At 58.9% G+C, this 10,340-nt stretch carries 7 protein-coding genes; 5 read left to right on the forward strand and 2 right to left on the reverse strand.

Annotated features, from left to right (window positions below; all coding sequences use genetic code 11):
- Positions 1 to 589 precede the first annotated feature (589 nt).
- The 4 genes from IK083_08925 to IK083_08940 all read left to right on the forward strand — a co-directional run bounded on the left by IK083_08925 (position 590) and on the right by IK083_08940 (position 4,950).
- The gene (locus tag IK083_08925; protein MBR4749672.1) at positions 590 to 1,486 is read left to right on the forward strand and encodes a Fic family protein; all 897 of its coding nucleotides are present in this window, start codon (positions 590 to 592) and stop codon (positions 1,484 to 1,486) included.
- A 785-nt stretch (positions 1,487 to 2,271) separates the two neighbouring features.
- Positions 2,272 to 3,114, forward strand: a complete 843-nt coding sequence (locus IK083_08930; protein MBR4749673.1) for a DUF3737 family protein — start codon at positions 2,272 to 2,274, stop codon at positions 3,112 to 3,114.
- 1 nt (position 3,115) lies between these two features.
- Positions 3,116 to 4,270, forward strand: coding sequence for a pyridoxal phosphate-dependent aminotransferase (locus IK083_08935; GenBank protein MBR4749674.1), 1,155 nt, complete (start codon positions 3,116 to 3,118; stop codon positions 4,268 to 4,270).
- A gap of 350 nt (positions 4,271 to 4,620) precedes the next feature.
- Positions 4,621 to 4,950, forward strand: coding sequence for a GIY-YIG nuclease family protein (locus tag IK083_08940; protein MBR4749675.1), 330 nt, complete (start codon positions 4,621 to 4,623; stop codon positions 4,948 to 4,950).
- 533 nt (positions 4,951 to 5,483) lie between these two features.
- On the opposite strand, the gene IK083_08945 is transcribed toward IK083_08940, so the two are convergent.
- Both IK083_08945 and IK083_08950 read right to left on the reverse strand, forming a co-directional pair.
- Positions 5,484 to 6,272 carry a glucosamine-6-phosphate deaminase gene (locus IK083_08945; GenBank protein ID MBR4749676.1) on the reverse strand — a complete coding sequence of 263 codons (789 nt, stop codon included), beginning with the start codon at positions 6,270 to 6,272 and terminating at the stop codon, positions 5,484 to 5,486.
- A gap of 163 nt (positions 6,273 to 6,435) precedes the next feature.
- On the reverse strand, positions 6,436 to 8,493 hold the full coding sequence (locus tag IK083_08950; protein MBR4749677.1) for a DUF5110 domain-containing protein: 2,058 nt from the start codon (positions 8,491 to 8,493) through the stop codon (positions 6,436 to 6,438).
- A 247-nt stretch (positions 8,494 to 8,740) separates the two neighbouring features.
- Here IK083_08950 and IK083_08955 point away from each other — a divergent pair, with 247 nt between their 5' ends.
- Complete coding sequence (locus tag IK083_08955) at positions 8,741 to 10,153, forward strand: adenosylhomocysteinase (GenBank protein MBR4749678.1); 1,413 nt, start codon at positions 8,741 to 8,743, stop codon at positions 10,151 to 10,153.
- The last annotated feature ends 187 nt before the right edge of the window (positions 10,154 to 10,340 follow it).

The following is a 10,340-nucleotide window of genomic DNA, read 5'->3' on the forward strand; positions in this document are numbered from 1 at the left end:
AACGGCAACGTATCAAACGCGGATGCGTTTGGCCGTTTTGGGGAAGGGATCGGGGTCCCCGGCGAAAAAGGTTTCGCCGGGGTGTAATTCGGGCGGGACCCGTTTGCCCGTTCATTGCTCCGGCAGAGCCGGAGAGGGCAAATGGGGAGGACCCGGCTGAAGCAGATACGAAAGAAGCATAAGAGCGCTTTTGTTCTTGTCCCGTTGAGCTTGTCCGTGACCCGGGCTCGCGGTTCGTTCGGAGGGGACTTCTTACCGGTGAGCGCCCGATGGGCCCTCACCGCCGAAATGACGTGTGTATTGAACGGGACCACAGCAATAGCTGCGGCGGAAATGGCGCAACCCCGCGTCATCTCGGCGGTGAGGGCAGAATGCCTTCACCGGTAAGAGATCTACGGGGGCACCGATGCCGCAGGCATTGGGGGGGCCGTATCGCGGGGCGATGAAGAGCTTTCATAGAAGGGCCACTCGGCGGAGAAGGAGATGATGAGGGGTGATTTCTTTACTTTTGCGCCGACGGCGCAGGGCAGCATCTTTACTTTTCGGCTGTCATGTGCTACAATAAGTAAAGACGATCGGAGGCAACATGATGATAGACTACACCGGACTTGACCATCGGCTGAGAGAGCGTGGGCTCACCCGCTCCCGCCTTACCGCGCTGCTGGGCATATCCTCCCGGACCATAGCAAAGATCGGTCGGGGGGAAAAGCTGTCGCGCAGGGTCACGGACAAGCTGTGCCTGTTTTTCGCCTGCGCGCCGGAGGAGCTGTGCCGCAGCATCTCGGACAACCCTATACTGCAGACCCTGCGGGACGAAAAAGAAGCGAAGATATCCGGAGGCCTTTATCACGAGCTGCAGGTGAGGCTCACCTACAATTCCAACCACATAGAGGGCAGCAGGCTGACAGAACAGCAGACCCGGATGATATTTGAGACCCGCACCGTTGACGGGACCGGCATCTCCGTGGGCGATATTGCCGACACGTCCAATCACTTCCGCGCCGTGGACCGGGTGATCGACCGGGCGGAGGACACTCTGTCGGAGGAGCTTATCAAAGAGCTGCACTTCATCCTCAAAAACGGCGCCCCGGGGTCGGACAGATTTCCGCCGGGCGAATACAAGGCTCTCCCCAATCTGGTGGGCGGCAGAAAAACGGCCGGACCGGCAGAAGTGCCGGGCCGTATGGCTGCCCTCCTCGAGGCCTACAACCATCGGGACACGGTCACCATAGAAGACGTGATAGCCTTTCATGCGGACCTGGAATGCATCCACCCCTTTCAGGACGGCAACGGAAGAGTGGGACGGCTGATCGCCCTGAAGGAATGCCTGCGTTGGGGCATCGTCCCCTTTATCATAGAAGACGCCAAAAAGTCGTACTACTACCGGGGGCTGGCAAAATGGCCCGATGAAAAAGGATGGCTCCTGGACACCTGCCTGGACGGCCAGGACACCTTCAAAAGACTGCTCGCTCTGTTTGAGAATTAAGATGACGAGGGAAGTGCATCCTTGTCATCCCGGCGGAACCGGCGCCCGGCGGTCAAGTCAGAACGTCATCTCGGCGACCTGAACGAAGTGAAGGCACTCTCGGGGTCCCCGCAAAATCGCAGATTTTGTGGGGTGAGGTTCGAGATCTCCTGTAATGGAAGGACAGACCCGGGCAACACATCAGGCCCACCGCCGGAGAGGGCTGGCGGGGGGCCGTATCGCGGGGCTTGAGGAGAAGTGTAGTCGAGCGTTTTTCTGTCCCGTTGAGCATGTCCGTGACCCGGGCTCGCGGTTCGTTTGCAGGGGATCTCTTACCGCCTCTTGCAGAGGCGCCGAAATGACGTGTGTATTGAACGGGACCATAGCAATAGCTGCGGCCGTTGGGGGCCACTCGGCGGAGAAGGAAAATGTACCGTCATCCCGTCGGAACCGGCGCCCGGCGGTCAAGTCAGAACGTCATCTCGGCGGTTGAGCGTATGCGAAACCGGCAAGAGATCTCCTGTAATGGAAGGACAGACCCGGGCAACACATCAGGCCCACCGCCGGAGAGGGCCGTTGGGGGGGCCGTATCGCGGGGCAGAGGAAAAACTCTCCGCCGTCATCCCGGCGGAAGCTCCCGTTTGTTTTCTCCGGTCTTTCATGCTATAATATATTTGCCGATAAGTATTAGCGGCCGGTAATTATCATTGATCACCAAGGCTGCGCAGACTCTTTCTGCGCAGCTTGTCTGTTGTGGGTTTCCCGACCGTGTACGGCGCGGAGCAAGACCCGGAGGTATGATGACTATGAAATACGTTCACACAGGAGTATTCACGGGCGAGCGCGCCCTGTTTATGGCCCGGGACTGCCTGATAAAGGACAGCGTCTTCGAGGACGGCGAGTCGCCCCTGAAGCACAGCCGGGACATCGCGGTGGAGGGCACCCGGTTCCGATGGAAGTATCCCCTGTGGTACAGTGAAAACGTCACTGTCACCGGCTGCACCTTCTTTGAGATGGCCCGGGCCGGCATATGGTACACCAACAATATCAGCATGTCGGACACCGAATACTTCGCCCCCAAGGGCTTTCGCCGCTGCGACGGCGTGACCATCACCGACACGGCTTTTCCCAATGCTGCCGAGACCCTGTGGCAGTGCAAAAACGTCAGGCTGAACCGCGTGACCGCCCGGGGCGATTATCTGGCCATGAACTGCGAGAACATGGAGATAGACGGCCTGGACCTGGAGGGCAATTACAGCTTTGACGGAGGGAAGAATATCACCATCCGCAACTCCAGGCTCATGAGCAAGGACGCCTTTTGGAACAGTGAGAATATCACTGCCGTGAACTGCGTCATCAACGGCGAGTATCTGGGCTGGAATTCCAAAAACCTGACCCTCATCGATTGCTCCGTGGAGAGCCTGCAGGGCCTGTGCTTCTGCGAAAATCTGACCCTTTCGGGCTGCGTTCTGAAGGACACCACTCTCGCCTTTGAATACTCCACGGTGGACGCCGACATCACCGGGACGGTGGACAGCGTGAAGAATCCCCTGGGCGGCGTCATCAGGGCAGATGGCATCGGCGAGCTGATACTCGAAAAGGACAGAGTGGACCCGGAGAAGACCCGGATCATCATAAAAAGTGAGTGATATGACATACGATTTTGACACGATCACAGACAGACGGGGCACCGATTCCCTCAAGTGGAACGCGGCGGAGGGAGAGCTGCCCATGTGGGTGGCGGACATGGATTTTAAAACGGCGCCCGAGGTGACGGCAGCCATACTGCGGCGGGCGGAGCACGGCGTCTACGGCTATTCCCTTATCCCCGGCGAGTGGTATGACGCCTATATAGAATGGTGGAAGACCCGCCACGGAGTGGAATACGGGAAAAACGAGCTCCTCTTTGCCACCGGGGTCATCCCCATCATCGCCAGCTGTATCCGCAAGCTGACCACTCCGGCGGAAAACGTGCTCATCATGACTCCCGTGTACAACGCGTTTTTCAACATAGTCCGCAACAACGGCCGACACCTGCAGGAATTTGCTCTCGATTACAGTCACGGCGAATACTCCATTGATTTTGACCGGCTGGCAAAAGCCCTGGCAGACCCCCAGACGACCCTGATGCTGCTCTGCAACCCCCACAATCCCATCGGCAGGATATGGGGCAGCAAGACCCTGGCCCGTATAGGCGAGCTGGCAGCGGACCACGGAGTGACGGTGATCTCCGACGAGATACACTGCGACATCACCGACCCCGGCCGCTGCTACGTGCCCTTTGCCTCAGTGTCGGAGACCTGCAGAAACAACTGCGTGGTGTGCATGTCGCCCACCAAGGCCTTCAATCTGGCCGGGCTCCACACCGCCGCGGCTGCCGTGCCGGACCCGCGGCTCCGCCACAAGGTCGCAAGGGCACTTTGGGACGACGAAGTGTCGGAGCCCAACACCTTTGCCGTGCCCGCTGCCGTGGCCGCCTTCCGCCACGGCGGCCCCTGGCTGGACCAGCTGAGGCAGTATCTCTATGACAACAAACAGCTGGCGGCCTCCTTTGTCGCCCGGGAGCTGCCGGAGATAAGGCTCATATCCTCCGAAGCCACCTATCTGCTGTGGCTGGACTGCACGTCTCTGGGCAAGACCTCCCGGGAGCTCTATGACCACGTCCGCAGGACCACGGGCCTCTTTTTGGTGGCCGGCTCTGTTTACGGCAGCCCCGAAGGCTTTTTGCGCATGAACATAGCCTGCCCGAGGACCATGCTGACGGACGGACTGGAGAGGCTGAAAAAGGCCATCCTGATGCTCTGACGGCTACCGGCCGTGACCACGGCTCGCGGTTCTATCGGAAAGTGTTGTCGGCTTGCGTTTTTCTCCGATCGGGGGCATGGTTTTCCTCCTGCAAAGCCTGTAGCTTTGCAGGAGGAAAACTCATTTGTCATCCCGGCCCAAATCGCAATATGTGTAATGCGTCAGCATTACGCGATTTGGGGGAAGGGACCTCCGGAGGGGCCCGCCAGCCCTTTCATTACTCTGCCTATGGCAGAGAGGGCTGGTGGGAGGGGCCGGTGATGCAGTGACGCAGAAAGAAAAATAAGCATGAAAAAACAAATGCCGCTTAACGAGTCTAAAATATTATACAGCAAAAAGGAGCTGAGCGCATGTATATCTATATCACCACCAACAAGTACAACAACGTGTTATATATCGGGGTCACAAATGACCTGCTCCGCAGAATGTACGAACATAAGAGCGGTCTTATAGAGGGGTTTTCCAGGAAATACAAAGCGACCAAGCTGGTGTATTACAAGGAGATACAGGACGAAGAGGCGGCTATCCTTTACGAAAAACGCCTGAAGAAATACGGTCGCAACGACAAATTCAAGCTCATCAAACAAGACAATCCCGAGATGAAAGACCTGTCCGAGGATTGGGACTTCGGGGAATTGGGCGTGCCATTAGAATACACTCATTTTACAGCCAAAAAGTAGCCCCGGCATCCGGTGGAGCCGGCGTGAGATGAGGAAGCGTTCCATGTTGCATCGATCCTTTTCTGCAACACCGGCCCCTCCCATCTGCCGCCTCCGGCAAAGCCGGAGTAATGAATGCGGCAGACGGGCCCCGCCGGAGGTCCCTTCCCGGAAATGGCCAAACGCCAAGGCGTTTGATCTGTTGCCATTTCCGCCGGGATGACAAAGAGTTTTCCTCCTGCAAAGCTACAGGCTTTGCAGGAGGAAAACCATGCCCCCGATCGGAGAAAAACGCCCGCGCCGTATGGCCCCCCCAATGCCTTGCGGCATCGGTGCCCCCGCAAACCACCCCAAAAAATCTGCGATTTTTCGGGGACCCCGGGATCTCTTACCGCCAAGCCCGACGGCTTGTCGACGAGATGACGCGGGGTCATGGCTTGTCGCCGGGATGACGCGGGGTCGTGGCGCAGGCGCCGAAATGACGTGTGTATTGAACGGGACCATAGCAAATGCCCCGGCAGGCGCAGCGCCTGCCGGGGCATCATATGCCGTGTTTAGAGCCTTTCGCTCTTGTAAACGTCCAGGAAATACTTGTAGGTGTCCACCTTCAGCTCGCCGCAGGCGGCTTCGTCAACAGCGATATACGCGTTGTTGTGGTTCTGCAGGGCGGAGATGGTCCACTTGCTGCTGACTCCGCCTTCGACACAGTGGGCCAGGGCCCGGGCCTTGCTGTGGCCGTTGATCAAGAGCAGCACTTCCCTGGAATCGGTGACCGTGGCCACGCCTACGCTGAGGGCTCTGGAGGGCACCTTGTCGGGATCGTTGTTGAAAAACCGGGAGTTCACTATCTTGGTGTCCTCGGTCAGGTCCCGGACGCCGGTGCGGGAATTGAGGGAGGTGTAGGGCTCGTTGAAGGCGATGTGTCCGTCCACGCCGCTGCCGCCCATAAAGAGATCTATGCCGCCGAAGAAGGCGATCTTTTCTTCATATCGGGCGCACTCGGCCTCCAGATCGTCGGCCATGCCGTTGAGGATGTTGATATTGCCTTCCGGAATGTCTATGTGGTTGAAGAAGTTGTCGTGCATAAAGAACCAGTAGCTTTCACGGTGAGTTCTGGGCAGTCCCACGTATTCGTCCATGTTGAAGGTGACCACGTTCTTAAAGGACACCTTGCCCTCTTTGTTGGCCTTGATGAGCTTCTTGTAAACGCCCAGAGGGGAGGAGCCGGTGGGGAGGCCCAGCACGAAGGGCTTGTCCTTGGGGTGGCTGTTGATGGCGTCGATGATATGGGCCGCCGCCCACTCGCACATCTTGTCATAGTTTTCCTGAATGATGACTTTCATTGTTATTCTCCGTGTATATCCAGCAATGGTTTTTTATGCAGACAGCGATGCCTGTCCGTATTTATTATATCATATTTTCCGTCTGTTTTCGCAAAAAGGATGCAAAAAGTCCGCCGGGGTCCGGCTGCCGGCGGAAGAAAAGGCCTTCCGCCGGCAGGCGCGGTCAAATCTCTTTGCGGGCCCCGATCTCGTACCGGGGCGCTCCGGTATAGCCGCCCTGCCTGGTCTCCGAGTCCTTGCGGAGGATGATGGTGTTTTGGGCGCCCCGCTGCCAGTCGCAGCTTTCGCCGTCGTCCTCATACAGGGTGAAGGGCAGCTCGCCGGTGCCGTAGCGGCGCACCGTCAGGCGGAACACGCTGTCCCTGCCGACACAGGGCAGGGGGTCTGCCACCGGCAGGATGCAGTCGTCCTTTACGTAGATAGCCAGGCGCTCGATGGGAGTGGTGATCTCCCGGGAGGCTCCGCCTTCGATCCTGTCGCCGGTGTAGAAGTCCACCCAGGTCCCCCGGGGGAAATAGACCTCCCGGGCGCTCTTGCCTGTGAGGCAGGGGCACACCATGAGCCTGTCGCCCAGCAAAAACTGGGTGTCCACGGCGTAGGTGGCGGGGTCGTCCGAGTAGTCCGACACCAGGGCCCGGACGGGCGCCAGGCCCTTGCGGGCGTATTCGTTGAAGGCGGTGTACAGATAGGGGATCAGGCTCATGCGCAGCTTAAAGAGCTCCCGGACCACCCCGGTGACCTCTTCGTGCCCGGGCATCTTCACGTATTCTCTGTTGGGCCCTGTGGTTATCTGCTTCCAGGGCGGCATCTTCAGATACCAGCAGTTCACCACCATGATGGACCCCAGAAGGCATATCTGTATGCGCCGGTACAGGTCCTCTATGCTGGAGGCCTCTCTCAGCTCCGGCACCCACATCTGCCCGCAGAAGCCCGTGTTGGCCATGCCTCTCAGATAGCAGTCCTGGGTGTAGCTGTCAGAATACACCGAGTAGGGGAGAGGCGCCGCCATGGCGTGGGTCTCCCGCACCAGTCCCCAGGTGCGCCGGTTTTGCTTCCCGAGGGGCTCCGCCATGGTCTGCTGATACAGAGGGCCTATGAGGGAGTGCATCTGCTCGCCGTCCAGGCCTCCCGGGAACACGGCGCTTTCGGGGAAGGACCAGAAGGCATCGCCCTCGGGCTGATGGTCGCACTCGTCCAGCTTGACGCAGTCAAAGCCCTCCATGGAAAAGAGGCTCTCGTTCTGCTGCCGCTGAAATATCTCCCGGGCCCCGGGCAGGGTAAAGTCGGGCACAGCGCCCTGCCACACCTTGAAGTCGCCGGAATACGGGCATATTTCTTCATATATGGGGGAGGTGGGATGGGTGAAACAGTGCTGCCAGGCGCTGACGTGCAAGCCCAGGCGCGACATCTCCCTGCCAAAGGCCGCCGGGTCGGGAAAATTGGTCAGATTCCATTTGTAGGAGCAGCTGTAGGTCTGATCCTGCCACTTGGGCTCCAGGCCCCACATGTCGCAGGGAATGCCTTCCTCCCGGAAGCTCTTTGCCAGCTGTATGTGCTCCTCGGCGGTGAAGGCCGAATCACCTCTGTAGTGGATGCCCAGACCCCACAGGGGCGGCAGGGCTCCGCCGCCGCAAAACAGATTGTAGCGGCTCACCACGTCGGATATGTCCCGGCCGGCGAAGATATATACGTCGATGCCTTTGGCCGTGGGTATCTCCCACAGCATGGTCTTATGGGATGCGGCCTTGCGGGCGTAGAGCTCCTCGGCGCTGCTGGCAACTATCTCCTTTTGCTCCTCGGGCCGGTCGTGTGCGCCCAAAGGGTTGGTCACTCCGAAATACATCTGAGCATAGCGGGCAGTGTCCAGATAGAAGCCGTAGCCCCGGGTGGACACAAAGAAGGGACAGGGGCCGTGGCTGCCTCCTTCCTCCGTCTCCGGCCGGTCGGTGGGACGGACGATGATCCGCCGGTCGGTCTTGTCAAATACCCGGGTGGAAATGCCTCCGCCGTAGATGCGCTCCTCCCGGTCCATAGGGGCTATGATCCGGCAGCCTCTCTTGGTGACCGTGAAGTCAAGGGCTTCGGCTATGTCGGGGAGCGGCAGGTCCTCCAGGGCGTTCAGCGCCTCCTCAAGAGGAGGGCGGAAGGCGTATCTGACGGGAGTATCCTCCTCGGGCTTGCCGAAGGTGAGGCGCCATACGCCGGGGTATACGTGTGTCATAGATCATCCTCACAAGAAGTTTGTTAGTATTATTATAGCACACCCCGCCCGCCGCTTCAAGGGGAAAGGCCGCGGCCCCTTGCGATGTTGTTTCCTCCTGCAAAGCCGCAGGCTTTGCAGGAGGAAACAATGCCCTCTGTCCGGCCTCCCGCCCGGCGTCGGAGTTGTATTTTCAGGGAAAAAAGGGTATAATATTACTGTAACAGACGTGGTTTCCCTCGCCGCAGGGCGGGGGCTTTTTTTACCTTTGATACGGGAGAACAGTATGGATTATTTTGTTAAAGACATATCCCTTGCCGAGACCGGCGAAAAAGAGCTGAAGATCGCCGAGAAGGAAATGCCCGGCCTCATGTCCTGCCGGGAAAAGTACGGTCCATCCAAGCCTCTTGCCGGGGTCAGGATCTCCGGCAGCCTCCACATGACTCTGCAGACCGCGGCCCTTATCCGGACTCTGGTGTGCCTGGGCGCCGATGTGCGCTGGGCCAGCTGCAACATCTTTTCCACCCAGGACCAGGCGGCGGCAGCCATAGCGGCGGGGGGAGTGCCCGTGTTTGCCTACAAGGGAGAGACCTATGAGGACTATTGGAATTTTACCCTGAAGGCTCTCACCTTTCCCGACGGAGAGGGGCCCGATCAGATAGTGGACGACGGCGGCGACGCCACCCTCATACTGCACCGGGGCTATGCCGCAGAGAATGACATCAATACCCTGACCAACCCCGAGGGCAACGAAGAGATCGAAGTGCTCAACGGGGTCATCAGGACCAGGATAGCCGAGGACCCCGGCTTTTTCCACAGAGCCATAGAGAGGCTGGCGGGGGTCTCCGAGGAGACTACCACAGGCGTCCACAGGCTGTATCAGATGCAGGAAAGGGGCGAGCTGCTGGTGCCCGCCATCAACGTCAACGACTCGGTGACCAAGTCCAAGTTCGACAACATCTACGGCTGCCGCCATTCTCTGGTGGACGGCATCATGAGGGCCATGGACGTGATGGTCAGCGGCAAGGTGGCCTGCGTGTGCGGCTTCGGCGACGTGGGCAAGGGCTCTGCCGAATCTCTCGCTGCCCAGAAGGCCCGCATCATCGTCACGGAGATAGACCCCATATGCGCCCTGCAGGCAGTGATGGCCGGCTACAGAGTGGCCACGGTGGAGGACACTCTGGGCGAGGCGGATATCTACGTGACCTGCACCGGCAATTGCGACGTCATCACTCTGGAACACATGAAAAAGATGAAGGATCAGGCCATCGTCTGCAACATAGGCCACTTTGACAACGAGATACAGGTGGGCCGCCTCCTCTCCGCTCCCGGAGTCGTCCGCACCCACATCAAGCCTCAGGTGGACGCCTTTACCTTCCCCGACGGCCACACCATATATCTGCTGGCAGAGGGCAGGCTGGTGAACCTGGGCTGCGCCACGGGGCATCCCAGCTTTGTCATGAGCAATTCCTTCACCAACCAGACTCTGGCTCAGCTGGCCATACACAGCGAAAAGAGAAAGCCCGGCGTGTATCTGCTGGACAAAAAGCTGGACGAAGAGGTGGCCAGGCTCCATCTGGGCCATTCCGGCGCCAGGCTCACCACCCTGACGGACAAGCAGGCCGACTATCTGGGAGTCAGCAAGGACGGCCCCTACAAGAGCAACGAATACAGATACTGATCCCGCAAAAAGAAAAAACCCTTCCGCGTTTGCGGAAGGGCTTTTGGCGTCTGTCAGAAGAACTCTTTTCCCCTCACCTTTTCCAGCCGGTCCCGCAGAAGCGCCATGTCGGGCTTGCCGGAGCAGCTGTCTATATGCTCCACTGCAAAGCTGAAGCTCTCGAAGTTGCCGGGAGGCACCAGAGTCT

The organism is Abditibacteriota bacterium, from assembly GCA_017552965.1.
Taxonomy (GTDB): Bacteria; Armatimonadota; UBA5829; order UBA5829; family UBA5829; genus RGIG7931.

Bases quoted from the DNA above. Each gene is read 5' to 3' on its own strand.
- IK083_08925 (MBR4749672.1), top strand. From the start codon at position 590: ATGATAGACTACACCGGACTTGACCATCGGCTGAGAGAGCGTGGGCTC.
- IK083_08930 (MBR4749673.1), top strand. From the start codon at position 2,272: ATGAAATACGTTCACACAGGAGTATTCACGGGCGAGCGCGCCCTGTTT.
- IK083_08935 (MBR4749674.1), top strand. From the start codon at position 3,116: ATGACATACGATTTTGACACGATCACAGACAGACGGGGCACCGATTCC.
- IK083_08940 (MBR4749675.1), top strand. From the start codon at position 4,621: ATGTATATCTATATCACCACCAACAAGTACAACAACGTGTTATATATC.
- IK083_08945 (MBR4749676.1), bottom strand. From the start codon at position 6,272: ATGAAAGTCATCATTCAGGAAAACTATGACAAGATGTGCGAGTGGGCG.
- IK083_08950 (MBR4749677.1), bottom strand. From the start codon at position 8,493: ATGACACACGTATACCCCGGCGTATGGCGCCTCACCTTCGGCAAGCCC.